Source organism: Kitasatospora sp. MBT63 (genome assembly GCF_000710465.2).
Taxonomy (GTDB): domain Bacteria; phylum Actinomycetota; class Actinomycetes; order Streptomycetales; family Streptomycetaceae; genus Kitasatospora.
The window spans coordinates 4473-21396 of sequence record NZ_JAIZ01000778.1; the positions used below are offsets into that span (position 1 = coordinate 4473).

19 protein-coding genes are annotated in these 16924 nt (G+C 72.8%); 6 read left to right on the plus strand and 13 right to left on the minus strand.

All coding sequences use genetic code 11. The features are described 5' to 3' along the window. Positions 1-741: thioredoxin domain-containing protein (locus tag AA75_RS53085; protein ID WP_033825458.1), on the minus strand; the 741-nt coding region annotated here is incomplete at its 3' end. A 157-nt stretch (positions 742-898) separates the two neighbouring features. Next, positions 899-1630: a DUF4365 domain-containing protein gene (locus AA75_RS40310; protein ID WP_033825459.1), complete on the minus strand. Its 732-nt coding sequence runs from the start codon at positions 1628-1630 to the stop codon at positions 899-901. A 427-nt stretch (positions 1631-2057) separates the two neighbouring features. On the opposite strand from AA75_RS40310, the gene AA75_RS40315 reads away from it, so the two are divergent. Beyond that, positions 2058-2624, plus strand: coding sequence for a Uma2 family endonuclease (locus AA75_RS40315; RefSeq protein WP_033825460.1), 567 nt, complete (start codon positions 2058-2060; stop codon positions 2622-2624). A 137-nt stretch (positions 2625-2761) separates the two neighbouring features. Here the strand turns inward: AA75_RS40315 and AA75_RS40320 are convergent, their stop codons facing one another. Both AA75_RS40320 and mca read right to left on the minus strand, forming a co-directional pair. Next, positions 2762-2953 (minus strand): hypothetical protein, encoded by a 192-nt coding sequence (locus tag AA75_RS40320; protein WP_051814248.1) that lies wholly within the window; start codon positions 2951-2953, stop codon positions 2762-2764. Positions 2954-3018: 65 nt separating this feature from the next. Beyond that, positions 3019-3888, minus strand: a complete 870-nt coding sequence (mca, locus tag AA75_RS40325) for a mycothiol conjugate amidase Mca (protein WP_033825461.1) — start codon at positions 3886-3888, stop codon at positions 3019-3021. A 149-nt stretch (positions 3889-4037) separates the two neighbouring features. Between mca and AA75_RS40330 the strand changes: the two genes are divergently transcribed. Together AA75_RS40330 and greA are read left to right on the plus strand one after the other, a co-directional pair. After that, the gene (locus AA75_RS40330) at positions 4038-4454 is read left to right on the plus strand and encodes a DUF4307 domain-containing protein (protein WP_033825462.1); all 417 of its coding nucleotides are present in this window, start codon (positions 4038-4040) and stop codon (positions 4452-4454) included. Between the two features lie 289 nt (positions 4455-4743). Beyond that, the gene (gene greA / locus AA75_RS40335) at positions 4744-5241 is read left to right on the plus strand and encodes a transcription elongation factor GreA (RefSeq protein WP_033825463.1); all 498 of its coding nucleotides are present in this window, start codon (positions 4744-4746) and stop codon (positions 5239-5241) included. A gap of 165 nt (positions 5242-5406) precedes the next feature. Here the strand turns inward: greA and AA75_RS40340 are convergent, their stop codons facing one another. From AA75_RS40340 to ilvA, 3 genes are all read right to left on the minus strand, one after another. Beyond that, positions 5407-6264, minus strand: coding sequence for an ABC transporter permease (locus tag AA75_RS40340; protein WP_033825464.1), 858 nt, complete (start codon positions 6262-6264; stop codon positions 5407-5409). Position 6265: 1 nt separating this feature from the next. After that, positions 6266-7273 (minus strand): daunorubicin resistance protein DrrA family ABC transporter ATP-binding protein, encoded by a 1008-nt coding sequence (locus AA75_RS40345; protein WP_033825465.1) that lies wholly within the window; start codon positions 7271-7273, stop codon positions 6266-6268. 249 nt (positions 7274-7522) lie between these two features. Next, positions 7523-8734, minus strand: coding sequence for a threonine ammonia-lyase (gene ilvA, locus AA75_RS40350; protein ID WP_033825466.1), 1212 nt, complete (start codon positions 8732-8734; stop codon positions 7523-7525). Positions 8735-8857: 123 nt separating this feature from the next. Here ilvA and AA75_RS40355 point away from each other — a divergent pair, with 123 nt between their 5' ends. Next, a complete protein-coding gene (locus AA75_RS40355; protein ID WP_033825467.1) occupies positions 8858-9331 on the plus strand; it encodes a MarR family winged helix-turn-helix transcriptional regulator in 474 nt (157 codons plus the stop codon). Positions 9332-9353: 22 nt separating this feature from the next. Here AA75_RS40355 and AA75_RS40360 read toward each other — a convergent pair whose 3' ends face one another. After that, on the minus strand, positions 9354-10508 hold the full coding sequence (locus tag AA75_RS40360) for a cystathionine gamma-synthase (protein ID WP_033825468.1): 1155 nt from the start codon (positions 10506-10508) through the stop codon (positions 9354-9356). A gap of 154 nt (positions 10509-10662) precedes the next feature. Between AA75_RS40360 and AA75_RS40365 the strand changes: the two genes are divergently transcribed. Together AA75_RS40365 and msrA are read left to right on the plus strand one after the other, a co-directional pair. Next, entirely contained in the window at positions 10663-12291 is a 1629-nt protein-coding gene (locus tag AA75_RS40365) for a M48 family metallopeptidase (RefSeq protein WP_051814249.1), read from the plus strand. An 81-nt stretch (positions 12292-12372) separates the two neighbouring features. Further along, positions 12373-13038, plus strand: a complete 666-nt coding sequence (msrA, locus tag AA75_RS40370) for a peptide-methionine (S)-S-oxide reductase MsrA (RefSeq protein WP_033825469.1) — start codon at positions 12373-12375, stop codon at positions 13036-13038. 82 nt (positions 13039-13120) lie between these two features. On the opposite strand, the gene AA75_RS40375 is transcribed toward msrA, so the two are convergent. The 5 genes from AA75_RS40375 to AA75_RS50465 all read right to left on the minus strand — a co-directional run bounded on the left by AA75_RS40375 (position 13121) and on the right by AA75_RS50465 (position 16756). Further along, entirely contained in the window at positions 13121-13579 is a 459-nt protein-coding gene (locus AA75_RS40375) for a hypothetical protein (RefSeq protein WP_033825470.1), read from the minus strand. A 178-nt stretch (positions 13580-13757) separates the two neighbouring features. Further along, complete coding sequence (locus tag AA75_RS40380; RefSeq protein ID WP_033825471.1) at positions 13758-14072, minus strand: hypothetical protein; 315 nt, start codon at positions 14070-14072, stop codon at positions 13758-13760. Between the two features lie 140 nt (positions 14073-14212). Beyond that, positions 14213-14716, minus strand: coding sequence for a hypothetical protein (locus tag AA75_RS40385; protein WP_051814251.1), 504 nt, complete (start codon positions 14714-14716; stop codon positions 14213-14215). Between the two features lie 61 nt (positions 14717-14777). Then, a complete protein-coding gene (locus AA75_RS40390) occupies positions 14778-15275 on the minus strand; it encodes a DUF1203 domain-containing protein (protein ID WP_033825472.1) in 498 nt (165 codons plus the stop codon). 56 nt (positions 15276-15331) lie between these two features. After that, entirely contained in the window at positions 15332-16756 is a 1425-nt protein-coding gene (locus tag AA75_RS50465; protein WP_033825473.1) for a hypothetical protein, read from the minus strand. Between the last annotated feature and the right edge of the window lie 168 nt (positions 16757-16924).

Here is a 16924-nt window from a genome sequence, read left to right on the forward strand (position 1 = left end):
GAGCTGGTCGTTGATGCCGCCGCGGGCCATCGCCTCGCAGGTGCGGGCGGCCATCTCCAGTGCCGCCTCGGAGCCGGTGCGGGCGTGATGGCGGAGCAGGAACTCGATCGCCATGGACGGCGGGAACTTGGGGGCGCCGCCGAAGCCGCCGCGCTTGTCGTCGAAGGAGCGGCTGAGCGCGACCAGGGCCTGGTGCAGGTCGGCGTCGGCGGGCGGGTGGGGGGCGGCGGCGGTGTAGACCGAGGCCCGTTCGGCCAGCTCGGCCCGGATCCGGCCGGCCACCTCGCCGACCTCCTCGCGGCGGTCCCGCCAGGCGGCGGTGACGCCCTCCAGCACCTGCCGGAAGGCGGGCATGCCGTGCCGGGGCTCGGGCGGGAAGTAGGTGCCGAAGTAGAACGGCTCCTTGTCCGGCGTGAGGAACACCGTCATCGGCCAGCCACCCTGCCCGGTGGCGGCCTGCACGGCCTCCATGTACACGGCGTCGACGTCCGGCCGCTCCTCGCGGTCGACCTTGACGGCGACGTAGTGCTCGTTGGCGTACGCCGCCACCGCCTCGTCCTCGAAGGACTCGTGGGCCATCACGTGGCACCAGTGGCACGCCGCGTACCCGACACTCAGCAGCACCGGCACCCCGCGCCGGCGCGCCTCCTCGAAGGCCTCGGGAGACCACTCCCACCAGTCGACGGGGTTGTCGGCGTGCTGCTGGAGATACGGCGAGGTCGCGTGCGCCAACCGGTTCATGCCCATCAGTCTGGCACCCGGGCACGGGAGACTCACACACGCCACCCTGAGGCACCCTCCTCGCCCTCGGGCAAGAGGTTGGGCCGTCCCTGCGGGTCTCGCGTGCACCCGCTGCCGGCCACGTGGTCACACTGACCGCATGGCGGACCGTCAGCAGTCAGAGGAGCCCGCTCTCTTCAACTGGCCGGCGCCACCACTCGGTGGACTTGAAGCACCCCATGAGCCAGTGCGCTTCCGCGCTGTCAAGGATGATGTCGCCGATCGACGGGAGGAGATCGAGGCGGAGCATCTGCTCCTGAATGCGGACGGGATCCCAGTCGAGGTCGTGATGGAGCAGCACCGCGAACGGTTCCCCGCGCTTCTGCCAGAAGACCATGGGCTCGCCGCAGTCGTTCACGAACGGTTTGACGATGTCGTTCGGCGCGAACTCGACGTCCGCCATGTCCGCCCATCTGCCGACACCCTCTCGCTCCCGAGCCAGGTAGCTCCGCATGTTCTGGACGAAGGCCTGGGAGGTGGAATCGTCCAGCACGGACTCCCTCCGGACGACAACGGACTTCAGCGTCTTGCGCAGCGCTTCGGCCCGACGGAGTTGACGGGTCGCATTGGCCCAGAAGAGGCCGCCCCGCTCAGGATCATGGACTACGCAGAGCACCGGGAGGCTGCCGTCGCGCCAATTGTCACCGTGATCCCCGACCTGGACGCGGTGCCCTCGCCGGGTGCGCGTCGAGACCCCGCCCTTGACCTGCACAGCCAGGGAGTCCGCTGTTCGCCGCCCGTCCTGGACAAAGGTGACGTGCAAGTCCTCCCCGTGGTCGTTCGCGCCGTCTATCTCCTGCACGATGTGGCCGTGCCGCTCCAGCAGCGAACGCACCTCATTCACAGCCATGCGTCCAACACGGCGACTCTCAGGAACCTTTGGCATCTCGCCCCCTTTGATCTATTCGGGAAGGCTAGGGCAGAGCACCGACGCGCCTGCCGACTTCGGGGTCACGGGGTTGGCGTACCGGGACCCGTCCTTGCTCGCGAGGGTGTTCGAGCCCGGGTGCGGACCCGCGCACAGGATGGAGGCGCATGACGCACGGCACCGCAGTGTCGAGAGGCGAAGATCAGCCGACCGTTCAGTCAAAGCGCCGGGTGCGGTCAGCGGGCGTCAGCCTCAGGGCGGGGCGGCTCATCCAGGCGACCGAGGAGGTTCACGGCAGCACTCCGCCGGGCGCGGAGATCCCGGCCCGCGGAGCAGCGCCCCGGAGCCGCAGAACAGTACGCTGAGGCCGGCAGCACCGAGCCCGTCGAGCCCCCGAGGAGGTACGCCGATGACCGCCGAGATGGTCGCTCCCGAGTGGATGCACCAGCAGATCACCGCGGACGAGTACGACTCCTGGTCCGCGGAGCAGTGCGCGGGTGTCGAGATCGTGGACGGGATGGTCGTCGTGAGCCCGAGCGCGTCCAAGCGGCACAACCGCCTGGCCCGGATCCTGGCGAACGCCCTGGATGCAGCCGCCGGTCCGGACTGGAACGCCGACACGGACTTCGATGTCCGGTTGCAGGACGTGCCCCTCACCAACCGGCGGCCCGACGTCGTGGTCTACCGGGCCGAGACCATCGACGTCACACCCACCCGCCCGGAGCACGTTCTCCTGGTCGTCGAGGTCGTGTCACCGGGGTCGGAGACCACCGACCGCATCGTGAAGGTGGATCAGTACGCCCAGGCCGGTATCGCCTTCTACTGGCGGATCGAGCAGACCGCCAACGGCGTTCCCCTCGTCTACACCTACGTCCTCGACCCTGCGCGCCGGTCCTACCGCGACGCGGAGATGTTCACCGGCACGGTCCGGACCGCCGCTCCGTTCGCGGTCGAGATCGACCTCACCACGGTCTGATCCGCACGCGGGACACGTGTACGGCCTGACCTCGGGCGGGGCGACCATCTCACGTTACGCGTCGCTTCCGGCACTCGCCGGAAACGCCCCAGGTCGGGGCCGCGCCACTGGCGTGGCCGGGCGCGAGGGGGGAGGGCTCACTCCTTGGGGGTCTCGGGCTCCTCGACGAAGTCGATCTTCTTGAAACGGGTGTTCATCGACTTCAGCAGGAACCAGGTGGCCACCCCGAGGGCGGCGAAGACGACGAAGCCCAGCAGGCCGGGGGTCACCTTGGTCTCGTCGAGGGCGAGCGGCGCGGCGAGGTGGGTGAGGGTCACGGGGGTGCTCATCTCTCCATGGTGACCCGGCCCTACACGGGCCGGGTCACCGGGGTGGTGCGTGTCGTGCGGGCGGGCTACTTGCGCAGGCCGGCGAAGAGGTCGTCCTCGGGCAGGTCGGTGTCCAGGTGCGACTTGGCCAGTTCGTAGTCCTCGGTCGGCCAGACCTCGCGCTGGACGTCGATCGGGACGCGGAACCACGGCCCGTCCGGGTCGATCTGGGTGGCGTGCGCGATCAGCGCCTTGTCCCGGACCTCGAACCAGTCGTCGCACTTGACCCGGGTGGTGATCTCCCGCTCGGCGCGGCCGCTCTTCTCCCAGCCCGCGATCCACTCGCCGTACGGGGAGTCGATGCCGTGCTCGGTGAGGTACGCGTGCAGGGCGCGGATCCGGCCCATCGGGAACCCGTGGTTGTAGTACAGCTTCAGCGGCTGCCAGGGGGCGCCCGCCTCCGGGTACGCCTCCGGGTCACCGGCGGCGTCGAACGCCACCATGCTGATCTTGTGGGTCATGATGTGGTCGGGGTGCGGGTAGCCGCCGTTCTCGTCGTACGTGGTGATCACGTGCGGGCGGAACTCGCGGATCAGCTTCACCAGCGCGCCCGCGGCCTCGTCCACGTCCTGGAGGGCGAAGCAGCCCTCCGGCAGCGGCGGCAGCGGGTCGCCCTCGGGGAGGCCCGAGTCGACGTAGCCGAGCCATGCCTGCTCGACGCCGAGGATCTCGCGGGCCGCGTCCATCTCCTTGCGGCGCACCTCGTGGATGTTGGCCTCCACCCAGGCGTCACCCTGGAGCTTCGGGTTGAGGATGGAACCGCGTTCCCCCCCGGTGCAGGTGGCGACCAGGACGTCCACCCCCTGGGACACGTACATGGCCATGGTGGCCGCGCCCTTGCTGGACTCGTCGTCCGGGTGCGCGTGTACCGCCATCAGTCGCAACTGCTCAGTCAACGCCTGGTTCCTTCCAGGTATGTCCGGTTCGTGGGGCGGCTCCCCCGCCGCCGTTGGCGCGGACGTGCCCCTCCTATAGTGACGGACTGGAGGGCCCGTCGATTCCCGCTGCCGACCTAGGGCCTCTCAGCGAAAGGACCGAGCCAGCCATGGCCTCCAGCACCAGGACCACCCCGGGCGTGCCCGAGGGCCGCTACAGCCGCCGCACCGACCAGGAGGCGGACCGAAGGCTGCGGATCGCGGCGGTGGTCTGCGGCGTGCTGTTCCTCGGCCTGTTCGGCTGGCTGGGCGGCGCGTACCTGCTGCGCGAGACCACCATGAACGCGACCGTGCCGACCTTCGAGGCGGTCTCGGACGGCGAGCTGCAGCTCCAGCTGTCGGTGAGCAAGAGCGACGGGACCGCCGGGGCGTGCACGGTCCGTTCGCAGGGCGCGGACGGCTCGGTGGTCGGACTGTCCGACTTCCCGGTGCCGGCGGCGGGCAGCCGCTACAGCGCGGTGGTCACCCTGCGCACCTCCGCCCGCGGGACCACCGCCGAGGTGCTGGGCTGCACGCCCGCGAAGTGAGCGCGGCCCGGCGGCGCGCCGACGGCGGCTCACCCGATCGGGCGCATATTCGACACGTGGAGCGGGAACCGGTACCGAAGGGCCGGGTCCATCCCGGCGCAACCGCGCGTTAACGCTCCGTCGATCACTCTCCCACCCGAACGCGGAAATTGTTAGGCTCGTGGTTTCGCCCCTTCCCGGCCGTCGGCTCGGATGCGGGCGTTGCTTTGTAGTAAGCCCGATATCACCGCCATGACCGACTGCTGACGTAAAACCCTCAGCACCGCCCCAGCACCGACGAGGAGCACCTGTGACCCAGACCAGCGATGACGTGACCTGGCTCACTCAGGCCCACTACGACCAGCTCAGGACCGAGCTGGAGTACCTGACGGGCCCGTGGCGCGTCGAGATCGCCCAGAAGATCGAGGCGGCTCGCGAGGAGGGTGACCTCAAGGAGAACGCCGGCTACCACGCCGCCAAGGAGGAGCAGGGCAAGACCGAGGCCCGGATCCGCCAGCTGACCCAGCTCCTGGAGCGTGCGAAGGTCGGCGAGGCCCCGGCCGACTCCGGTGTGGTCGCCCCCGGCATGCTGGTGACGGTCGCCTTCGACGGCGACCCGGACGACACGATGGAGTTCCTGCTGGCCTCCCGCGAGGTCACCGACGACTCGCTCGACGTGTACTCCCCGCAGTCGCCGCTCGGCCGCGGCATCAACGGCAAGGCCGTCGGCGCCGAGGCCAGCTACGAGCTGCCCAACGGCAAGCGGGCCACCGTGAAGATCCTCCAGGCCAAGCCCTACAACGGCTGACCGGAGCACCCCACCCGGGCAGCAACGCCCGGACAGCACCGCCCGAACAGCAACGCCGGAGCGGCCGTGACGCGTGCGAACGTCACGGCCGCTCCGGCGTTCCCGGCGAAGGATCACCCCACGGCCGGGCGGCCCCTGCCTATCCGACCGCGGAGCGGCCCCTGCCTATCCGACCGCGGAGCGGTACTTGCGCACCGACAGCCACGAGAAGAACGCCATGATCACGATCGACCACACCACCGAGACCACCACCGCGTGCTCCATCGGCCAGGAGTCCGGGGTCGGGCCGACCTGGTTGCCGAACAGCTCGCGGCAGGCCTGGACGGTGGCGCTGAACGGGTTCCAGTAGGCGATCGGCTGCAGCCAGCTCGGCATCGAGGAGACCGGCACGAACGCGTTGGAGATGAACGTCAGCGGGAACAGCCAGATCAGGCCGGCCGAGGTGGCGGCCTCCGGGCTGCGCACCGACAGGCCGATCAGCGCGCCGATCCACGAGAACGCGTAGCCCAGCAGGAGCAGCAGCCCGAACGCGGCGAGCGCCTTCGGGAAGCCCTCGTGGATCCGCCAGCCGACCAGCAGCGCCACCATGGCGAGCACCAGCAGGGTGAAGGCGGTCTGCACCAGGTCCGCGAGGGTGCGTCCGACCAGTACCGCGGAGCGGGTCATCGGCAGCGAGCGGAACCGGTCGACCAGGCCCTTGGTCATGTCCTCCGCGATGCCGGCCGAGGCGCCGGCCACCGCGAAGGTGACGGTCTGCGCGAAGATGCCGGCCATCAGGAACTGGGTGTACGTCGAGGAGCTGGACTGGGCGCCGGGGATCCGGATCGCCCCGCCCATCACGTACGAGAACAGCAGCACGAACATCACGGGCTGCATCAGGCCGAAGACCACGATCTCCGGGATCCGGGTCATCCGGCGCAGGTTGCGCTTGGCGACCACCCAGGAGTCGTGGGCCATCGCGGCCGGGCCGCTGCGCTGGCGGGGGACGGCGCCGCCGATGGCGTGCGAGGTGGCGGTGGTCATCTCAGGCGTCCTTTCCGTGGCCCTTGCGGCCCTTGGCGGGCGACTGCTGCTCCTCGTCGGTGTCCGCGGCCTCGGTGGCGTGCCCGGTCAGCGAGAGGAAGACGTCGTCCAGGGTGGGGCGGCGCAGGCCGATGTCGTCGATCTCGATGGACCGGGAGTCCAGCTCGCGGATGACGTCGGCGAGCACCTTGGCGCCGCCGCTGACCGGGACGGTGATCTTCCGGGTGTTCTTCTCCACCGCCGGGTCGCCCTTGGCGTACGGGGCGAGGGCGGCCAGTGCCTCGGTGACGTCGCCGCGCTCGTGGACGACCACCTCGACCCGCTCGCCGCCGATCTGCGCCTTGAGCTCGTCGGCGGTGCCGCGGGCGATCACCTTGCCGTGGTCGACCACCGCGATGTCGTGGGCGAGGCGGTCGGCCTCCTCCAGGTACTGGGTGGTGAGCAGCAGCGTGGTGCCCTGCTCGACCAGGGTCTCGATGACCTCCCACAGCGCCAGCCGGTTGCGCGGGTCGAGGCCGGTGGTGGGCTCGTCCAGGAACATCACGGGCGGCCGGACGACCAGGGCGGCCGCCAGGTCGAGCCGGCGCCGCATACCGCCGGAGTAGGTCTTGGCGGTGCGGTCCATGGCCTCGGTGAGGTTGAACCACTCGAGCAGTTCCAGGGCGCGCGCCTTGGCGTCGCGCGGCGTCATCTGGTAGAGCTCGCCGACCATCTGGAGGTTCTCACGGCCGGTCAGGTACTCGTCGACCGCGGCGTACTGGCCGGACAGGCCGATCAGGCTGCGGACCTTGTTGGGGTGCTTGAGCACGTCCACCCCGGCGACCGTGGCGCGGCCCGAGTCGGGGCGCAGCAGGGTGGTCAGCACCCGGACGGTGGTGGTCTTGCCGGCGCCGTTCGGGCCGAGCAGTCCGAGGACGGTGCCTTCGGGCACGTCGAGGCTGACGCCGTCGAGCGCGCGGACGTCACCGAAGGTCTTCACCAGGTTCTCGGCTTGGATGGCTGGCGCCATGAGCCGCCTCATCTCCCGTTGTGGAATGACTGATTTGACTTGTTTGTCCACTGGCTGTGGATAGCCGTACCCGAGCGGGCCGCCGACCAAGCTCGCGATACATCGCGAGCTTGGCAGTTCGCGATATATCGCGTCAAGGTGTTTTCACCGGGCGCGGGCAGCAGGCTTGCGGCCCCACCCTCGCAGCCGCCACTGACAACGCCCGTCGGTGGCAACGCCCGCCAGCGGCAACGCCGGCTCGCCTGCCTCCTACTGCGAGACCACGTACCCGGCGTCCCGCAGGTCGCCGACGACGGCCGTGCAGTGCTCCGGCCCCTTGGTCTCCAGGTGCAGGTCCACCTCGACCTCCGCGAGGCCGAGGCGCGGGTCGATCCGCACGTGCGCCACGTCCAGCACGTTGGCGTCCGCCCGGGTCAGCACGCCCAGCAGGTCCGCGAGCGAGCCGGGGCGGTCGGTCAGCCGGACCCGCAGCGAGAGGTAGCGGCCGGCCGCCACCAGGCCGTGCCGCAGCACCCGCTGCATCAGCTGCGGGTCGATGTTGCCGCCGGACAGCACCGCGACCACCGGGCCCTCGAACGCGTCCGGCTGCTCCAGCAGCGCCGCGACCGGGCTGACCCCGGCCGGTTCGACGACCAGCTTGAGCCGCTCCAGGCCGAGCAGCAGGGCCCGCGACAGCGACTCCTCGGAGACCGTGCGCACGCCGTCGGCCAGCGTGTTGACCACCTCGAACGGGATGTCGCCGGGGCGGCCCACCTGGATGCCGTCGGCCATGGTGGCGAACCGTTCCAGCGTGATCGGACGCCCCGCCGCCAGCGAGGGCGGGTACGCGGCGGCCGCGGCGGCCTGCACCCCGATCACCCGGACGTCCGGCCGCAGCGGCTTCACCGCCAGCGCGATCCCGGCCAGCAGCCCGCCGCCGCCCACCCCGACCAGGATGGTGCGCACCTCGGGGCACTGTTCCAGGATCTCCAGGCCCACGGTCGCCTGGCCGGTCACCACGTCCCAGTGGTCGAAGGGGTGGATGAAGACCGCGCCGGTCGAATCCGCGTACCGCTGCGCGGCCTGCAGCGCCTCGTCGACGGTGGCGCCGTGCAGCCGGACCTCCGCGCCGTAGCCCCGGGTCGCGGCGACCTTGGGCAGCGGGGCGGCGAGCGGCATGAAGACGGTGGCGCGCACCCCCAGCAGCGCGGCGGCCAGCGCGACGCCCTGGGCGTGGTTGCCGGCGCTGGCCGCGACCACCCCGTCGGCCTGCTGCACCGGGGAGAGCCCGGCGATCCGCACGTACGCGCCGCGCAGCTTGAAGGAGCCGGTGCGCTGGAGGTTCTCGCACTTCAGGTGGACCGGCGCGCCGACCAGCGCGGCGAGGTGCCGGCTGGTCTCCATCGGGGTGACCCGGGCGATCCCGGCCAGCATCTTCTGGGCGCCGCGGACATCGTCGATGGTGATCGGCCAACTGTGCATGCGGTCAGGGTACGGGCGGCGCCCGCCGGAAGCCGGGACGTCGGCGCTGTTCCCGGGCCCGCCCGGCGCGCGTACGCTGCTGCTCCACGAGCCACCCTCACCGCACCCCGATCGTGAGCCGCGATGACCACCACCTCGCCCCAGGCCATCGGAACCGACGACCCGCTGCACTCCCAACTCCAGTACCAGATCGCGGTGTTCGCCCGCCGGATGGAGCAGGCCCGGCTCGGCGCGGTCGGCGCCCTGGACCGGGCCGGCTACCTGCTGCTGGACCACCTGCAGCGGCACGGCCCGGCCAACGTCAAGTCACTGGCCGAGGCGCTGGGCATCGACTCCTCGACCGTGACCCGGCAGGCCGCGCCGCTGGTCCGGGCGGCGCTGGTGGGCCGGGTGCCGTACCCGGCCGACCGGCGCGCGGTGCACCTCGCGCTGACCCCGCTCGGCGGGCGCCGGCTGGCCGAGGTGCGGGCCGACCGCGAGGAGTTGATGCGCGCGCTGACGGCCGGCTGGCCCGCCGAGGAGCAGCGGACCTTCTGCACCCTGCTGGCCCGGTTCAACGACTCGCTGGAGTCGTACTGGGCCGGGCGGCCGGAGTGACCGGCCGTCGGCGCGGCGGGGATCAGCCGAGCGCCTGCTGAAGGTCGGCCAGCAGGTCGTCGACGGACTCGATGCCGACCGAGACGCGCACCAGGTCGGCCGGCACCTCCAGGGCCGAACCGGCCACCGAGGCGTGGGTCATCCGGCCCGGGTGCTCGATCAGCGACTCGACGCCGCCGAGCGACTCGCCCAGGGTGAACAGCCGGGCGCGGTTGCAGACCTCGACCGCCGCCTGCTCGCCGCCGGCCACCCGGAACGACACCATGCCGCCGAAGGCCTTCATCTGCTTGGCCGCGATGTCGTGGCCGGGGTGCTCGGGCAGACCCGGGTAGAGCACCTGGGTCACCTTGGCGTGGCCGCTCAGCAGCTCGACGATCTTCTCGGCGTTGGAGCTGTGCCGGTCCATCCGCACGCCCAGGGTCTTGATGCCGCGCATCACCAGCCAGGCGTCGAACGGGCCGGAGACCGCGCCCATCGCGTTCTGGTGGTACGCCAGCTCCTCGCCCAGACCCGCCTCGGCCGCCACCAGCGCGCCGCCGACCACGTCCGAGTGGCCGCCCATGTACTTGGTGGTGGAGTGCACCACGACGTCGGCGCCGAGCGCGATCGGCTGCTGCAGGTACGGGCTGGCGAAGGTGTTGTCGACCACCAGGATGGCGCCCGCGCCGTGCGCGATCTCGGCGAGGCCCGTCAGGTCGGCGATGCCCAGCAGCGGGTTGGAGGGGGTCTCCACCCACACCGCGCGGGTGGCCGGGCGCAGCTGGGCCCGGACGTCGGCCAGGTCCTGCATGTTGGCGACGGAGAACTCCACGCCCCAGCGGGTCAGCACCTTGGCGAACAGCCGGAAGGTGCCGCCGTAGGCGTCGTTCGGGATGACGATGTGGTCGCCCGGCTTGAGGACGGTGCGCAGCAGGGTGTCCTCGGCGGCCAGGCCCGAGGCGAAGGCGAGGCCGCGGCTGCCGCCCTCCAGGGCGGCGAGGCACTCCTCGAGCGCGGTCCTGGTCGGGTTGGCGCTGCGGCTGTACTCGTACCCGCCGCGCAGGCCGCCCACCCCGTCCTGCTTGTAGGTGGAGACCTGGTAGATCGGCGTGACGACGGCCCCGGTCTGGGGGTCTGCTTCCTGACCCGCATGGATGGCGAGAGTCTCGAAGCCCTGGGGAAGCTGGTGCTCGGTCATACGACGAGCCTAGTGCGCGAACGCCGGACCGGTCGGCCGACCCGGAACCCGGCGGAAACCCGCTGCCGCGCGGCCCGGCCGTACCGCTACGCTCTCCCCCCTCTGCACACATGATCAGAAGAGCTGGTCATCGTCTTCCCGGGGGTGGACGCGCGTGGCCGCGATCCGGCAACCCGCCGCTCTGCGCACCTCGACCAGGGCCGCCCAGGCCGTGGCGCTGCTGATCGGCTTCTACCTGTTCGCCGCCGCGATCGTGGCCGGGCTGCTCGCCCTCGACATCGCGCTCTACCTCGAATCGGACCACCTGCGGCCGGGGCTGCTGAAGATCTGGGCGCTCACCGCACTGGTGATCTACCCGGTGCTGCGGGTGGTCTTCCTGACCCGCCGGCCCGAGGCCGCCGAGGGCCCCGGGCTGCCGGTCACCCGCGAGGAGCAGCCCGAGCTGTGGGCCCGGGTCGACCGGCTGGCCGAGCTGACCGGCGTCCGCGGCCCGGCCCGGATCCGGCTCACCCCGGACGTCAACGCCGGGGTCCGGGAGGACACCCGGCTGCTCGGCCTGATCCCCGGCCCGCGGCACCTGGAGATCGGCGTCCCGCTGCTGATCGGCCTCTCCCGGGCGGAGCTGGACGCCGTGCTGGCGCACGAGTTCGGCCACTTCGGCAACCAGGACGTCCGGCTGGCCGGCGTCACCGTGGCCGGCCGCACCGCGATCCTGCACACCATCGGCACCCTGCACGAGCGCGCCGACCGCCACCAGGCCGAGGAGGCCGCCGAGATCCGGGCCAGGGCCGAGGACCGGCTGGCGCGCGGCAGGACGCCGCGCGACGAGAGCGAGGGCAGCGGCGGCGTCCAGCGGGCGCTGGCCCGGATCTTCACCTGGTACGCCAAGCTGTTCTTCCGGGTCTCCGAGTCGGTCAGCCGCCGCCAGGAGTACGCCGCCGACCTGGCCGCCGCCCGGATCGCCGGCCGGCGGGCCACCGCGTCCGCGCTGCGCAAGATCCGCACCCTGGGCGCCGCGCAGGACTTCTACCTCCGCTCGTACGCCACCATCGGCTGGGACGCCGGCCTGCTGCCCGTGCCCGGACAGGTCTACGGCGGCCTGGCCGAGCTGCTGGCCGACCCCGGACGCCGCGCCGAGCTCGCCGCGCTCGGGCTGGACCTGCCCGAGGAACAGGCCGACCCGTACGACTCGCACCCGCCGATCGCCCAGCGGGTCGCCGCGATCGAGGCGCTGCCGGCCGACGGCCTCGAGTCCGCCGAGGACGGTGCCGGCGCGCTGGCGCTGCTGCGCGACCCCGAGCGGACCCTGGCCGCCCTGGAGGCCGCAACGCTGGCCCCGGCGGCCGCCGCCAAGCGCCGGGTCGACTGGCCCGAGCTGGTGGACCGCGGCCACCTGGCACACGCCCGCGAGGCCGGCCAGCCGATCCTGCGGGCCCTGACCGGCTCCGGTCTGCACGGCACCGTCGACGCCCTGCTGGACGCCGTCGACGCGGGCCGCGGCCCGGAGATCGCCGGCCGGCTGCCCGGCAGCGAGCGCGCCACCCCCGACGCCCTGCGCCCGGCGCTGCGCTCCGGCGTCGCCCGCCTGGCCGTGCTGGCGCTGGCCGAGGCCGGCCTGGCCCACTGGGAGCTGTCCTGGTCCGAGACGGCCGTGCTGGCCCTGCCGGACGGCATGGCCGAGGGTTTCGACGCGGCGCTGGACGCCGTGGTGGCCGACCGCCCGGACACCGCGCCGCTGCGCGCCCTGCTCACCGCGGCCGGCCTGCCGCCGGCCACCGCCTGACCGGGCGCGCCGCCCGGAATCCCGGGCGGCCGCCCGGCGTTGCACAGCACGCCACCCTCGTCCAGCCCGCAGGAGCAGGCCGTGCTGTTCAACCGCCACAAGTCCGAGCTCGTCACCGCCGACCAGGCCCTGCCCGGCCGCCCGGCGCCGGCCTTCACCCTCACCGAACCGCACACCGTCCTCGGCCACCCGCTGACCGGTCCGTACCCGGCCGGGCTGGAGGTCGCCGACTTCGGGCTCGGCTGTTTCTGGGGGGCGGAGCGGGTGTTCTGGCAGCTGCCCGGCGTGTGGACCACCCTGGTCGGCTACCAGGGCGGCCACAGCCCCAACCCGACCTACGAAGAGGTGTGCAGCGGTCGCACCGGGCACACCGAGGCGGTCCGGGTGGTCTACGACCCGGCCCTGATCTCGTACGGGACGCTGCTGAAGACCTTCTGGGAGGCGCACGACCCGACCCAGGGCTTCCGCCAGGGCAACGACGTCGGCACCCAGTACCGCTCCGCCGTCTACACCCACTCGGCCGCGCAGCAGGCCGCCGCGGAGGCCTCCCGCGACGCCTTCCAGCCGGAGCTCACCCGGCTGCGGCTCGGCCCGATCACCACCGAGATCGCCCCGGCCGGCCCGTTCTACCCGGCCGAGGCCTACCACCAGCAGTACCTCTCGGACGCCAAGAACCCGGACGGCTACTGCGGCCTCGGCGGCACCGGCGCCAGCTGCCCGGTCGGCGTGGCCAAGGCCGCGGACTGACCGGCCCCCCGGGACCTGCCGGGGACCGGCGGACGGGCGGGGGCGGGGGGCTCCGGCAGCCCGCACCCGCCCGCCGTGCGGCTCACGCCCCGGGGACGCCGTAGTGCCGGGCCTCGATCGCCTTGCCGCTGTCGGCGAACGCCTTCGCCAGCTTGTGCTTGCCGACCGTCCCGACGATGGCGCCGAGCACGTGCCCCTTGAAGTTCTTGCCCTCGCGGACCACGACGGCATCGACGTCGGTGGTGCCGTCGGGCTTGCGGGTGAAGTTGTAGGTGTGGCCCGACCGGCCGCCCCACACGTTGGAGTCGGTGGTCGTCATGACCACGTGCTCGGGGTCGGACCAGTCGTAGTGCAGCCGCTCCCAGACGCCGCCCGCGCCCTCGGTGACGTCGGCCTCGTGGGCCCCCCGCTCGTGGACCTCCAGGTACTTGTCGGAGCTGTTGCCGAAGAGCTCCGCGCGGCCCGGCCCGAAGTCGGTCAGCCCGGCGATGAACTGCTCGGGCGTGGCGGTGGTCGTCTGGTGGAAATGGATCGTGGACATCTGCGCTCCTCGGTGCTCCCGCGGGCAGGCGCCCGCCGGACCGGCCCGGGGTCCGGCCGGGGCGGGACTCCCTGCCAGCCTCTCTCCGCGCACCACCGGCTGCAACAGGCTCCCGGTGCGCGCCGCGGGCGGGCGGCGCGCACCGGGAGGTGCGCCGGAGGTGCGCGATGGGTGAGACTCAGCCGGAGCCGGAGCCGGAGCCGGTGACGCCCGGCGCCACGAAGCGGTGGTGCAGCGGGGAGAACTCGACCACCGGGTCACCGGCGACGCCCAGTTCGCCCTTGACCACCGGTCCGATCCGGGTCCCGATGAACTCCTCGCACTTGGCCTGCGACTCCCAGACGTCCACGACGTGGAAGCCGTCCGCCCCGAACCAGGCCGTGTGCAGCTGGGCGCCGTCCGGCGGCTCCTGCTCCCACCGGATCCGGCGGAGCGTCTCGTCGTACAGCTCGGGGGTGATCTCGGGCCAGTGCATGCTCATCACGACGGCCATGGCGGGTTCCTCTCCGGTGTCCGGTGTCCAGGAGCGGGCCGCACCACCCCGGCCGCGGCCGGCCGCGGCTCCGCACGACGACGCCAGGGCAGGCCCGGGCGAGCCGCAGCCGACGGGCAGCGCGGGGCGGCCGTCCGGGCTCAGGCCCGCTGTGCGGCGAGCGCCCGCAGGGCGGTGCGCTGGCTGTACGCGAGCAGGGTGACCGTCGTGGCGGCCAGCACCACCGCGAACGCCAGGTGGGCCGCCATCCCGGTGAGGGTCACCCCGGCCGCGGCGAGGACGACGTGGCTGCCGATCCGCAGCGCCAGCAGGCCGAGGGCGATCCTGCGGGTGCCGCGGCCCCGCCAGAGCGCCCTGGCCAGCTTCAGGCGCTTGCGCATCATCGTCAGCGAGACCGCGATGTTCACCACGAGCAGCGCCACCAGCGCCGGCCACACCGACGGGACGGCCTTGATCAGGTCGAACGCGGCCGAGAGCACGCCCTCGAAGGCGAAGAACCAGACCGGCAGCGCCACCGCCGCGGGGTCCTCGGCGGGGGCCGCCACGGCGGGCCGGTCCTCGGTGCGGGTGGTCGCTTCCTCGACGACGGCGTTCATGGTCTCCCCCGGTGCGATGAGGTCGGCGGGTGTGCCGACGGACCTCATCCTGTCGGCCACCGCCGGGGCCCCGGCAGGGCCGCACCGCACCGGTCCGCCATGACGGATGTCATACCGCCGGGCCGCGCCGCACCTCGTGCAGGAAGCAGCCGAAGGCGAGCGCCCGCACGTGCACCACGGCCACGTCCGGGTCGGCCAGTTCCTCGGCCACCACCTGCCGCACCTCGGCGGGTCCGGCCGCCCGGCCGCGCAGGATCCGGCCGTCGGCGTCGTAGCAGCGCACCACCCGCTCACCCTGGTGCAGGTCGCGCGGCCAGCCGCCGGCCGGGCCCGGGCACTCGCCGGCGTGGACGAACACCGGCCCGGTCTCGTCGTACGGCCCCGGGTCGGCGCCCGCCTCGGCGGCCCACCGGCGCAGCGGCGCGTACGAGAGCAGCAGGACGTCCTCGCCGGGCCTGGCCAGGGTGAGGCAGCAGCGCAACGGCGAGCCGCCCGAGGTGTCGGTGGAGCGGACGGGCGGGCGGCCCGCGTCGTCGACGGTGCGCAGGGTGCGGAGCACCTCGGGGGCGACCGGGCGCACGTCCAGGGTGGACTCTGGGGTGGTCATGTCCCCAGCCTGCCCGGGCGGCGGCCGTGGGTCCGGCGGGGTCGGCGGGGCGGGCGTCAGCTCTTCTGCGGCAGCAGGCGCTTGATGTCCTGGTAGCCGAGTCCCGCCTCGTTCATCGCCTTCACGGTGCGCTCGTCGAGGCCGAGGCCGACCAGCTCCTTGATCTGGGCGTCGGTGAGCGGTGCGGCCGGGCCGCCGTCCCCGTAGTCCTCGAAGTCGGCGTCGTCGTCGCCGGTGCCCGGGTGGGCCGGCGCCTGGCTCTGGGCGAACTTCGCGAACGCCTCGATGTCCTGCTCGGTGATGGCCTCGGCGCCGGCCGGGGCCTGCGGGGCGGCCGCCTCGCCGGTGAACGAGAGCTTCAGCGGGACGTGCAGCCCGAGCCCGGCCTGGCCCTCGAACTGCGCCAGGTCGACCGCGATCGAGGAGAGGGCGCCGCCCTTGAGGTAGAGGTCGGCCCGCAGGGTGCGGTTGGGCAGCTCGGACGAGTCGTCACCGAGGCCGGGGAACCGCTCGAGGCCGGGGAAGCCGGGGAACTTCTCGGCGGCCGGGCGGACGGCGCCCAGCACGGCCTCCATCAGCGGGCGGCTGGGCGCGTTGAGCCGGATGTGCCGGGTGCCGTCCTGGGTGCCCAGGTCGTCGAAGGTGACGTTCTTGGCGAAGGCGTCCTTGAGCGAGTCGAACATCTTCTCGGCGGTCTTCGGGTCCACCGAAGGGGCACCCTTCGGGCCGCCCGGACGGGTGGTCCCGACGCCGGCACCGACGCCGGCACCGGCACCGGCACCGGCACCGGCACCCGCGAGCTTCTCGAGCAGCGCCGGGTCGAGCGAGACCCACTGGCCGGACAGGCCGTCCTTGATGGTCTTCAGCTCGCGCGGCAGCTCGGCGGCCATCCCGCGGACGTCGGCGGCCTGCTCGCCGGCCAGCTGGGCGACGGCGTCGAGGTCGGCCTTGGCGTAGACCTTGGCGTCGACCTGACGCAGGTCCAGGTAGGTCTTGCCGCTCTTCGCGGCGAGCTGGTACTCGAAGTCGAGGTCCCGGCCCGCACCGGCCGCGGCCGCTCCGGCCGCCGGGTTCTTGAGCCCGTCCAGCTCGGCCAGCGGCTTGTCGGCGCCGAGCGCGATGCTGAGCTTGAGGTCGGCGATCTGCTGGGCGTCGGAGCGCTTCAGCGGCTCGCCGGCGGAGTCGAGTTCGGACAGCGAGACCAGCTGGTCGGCGGTGGCGTCGAGGGTGAGTTCGGCCCGCAGGCTCTTGGCCTGGCCGAGCTTGCCGAAGGCGGTGGAGACCTCCTGGGCCGCGCTGAGCTGTTCCACGGTGCCGCAGGCCGCGAGTCCGGCGGCGAGGACCACGGTGCAGGCGGTCGAGGCTATCGCCGCGCGGACGGTGCGGCGGGTGGCGGTGCTGATGGCTGTCTCCTGGGGAACGGCGGCCCGGGCGTGCGCGCTGGGCGGCAGGCGTACCGATGCGGGGTCAGCGGTCAGCAAAGCACGCGCCGGGCACCGCGGGTACCGATTTTCTACACCTCTGGCTGAGGACGGGCCCCAAGGTATACCCAGCCGCGGACGGTCCCCGGAACGGGGTCGGCCCCGGATCCGGCCGCGGGTGCGGCGGTCGGATCCGGGGCCGTTCTCCCGGTACGCGGGGAGGGCGGG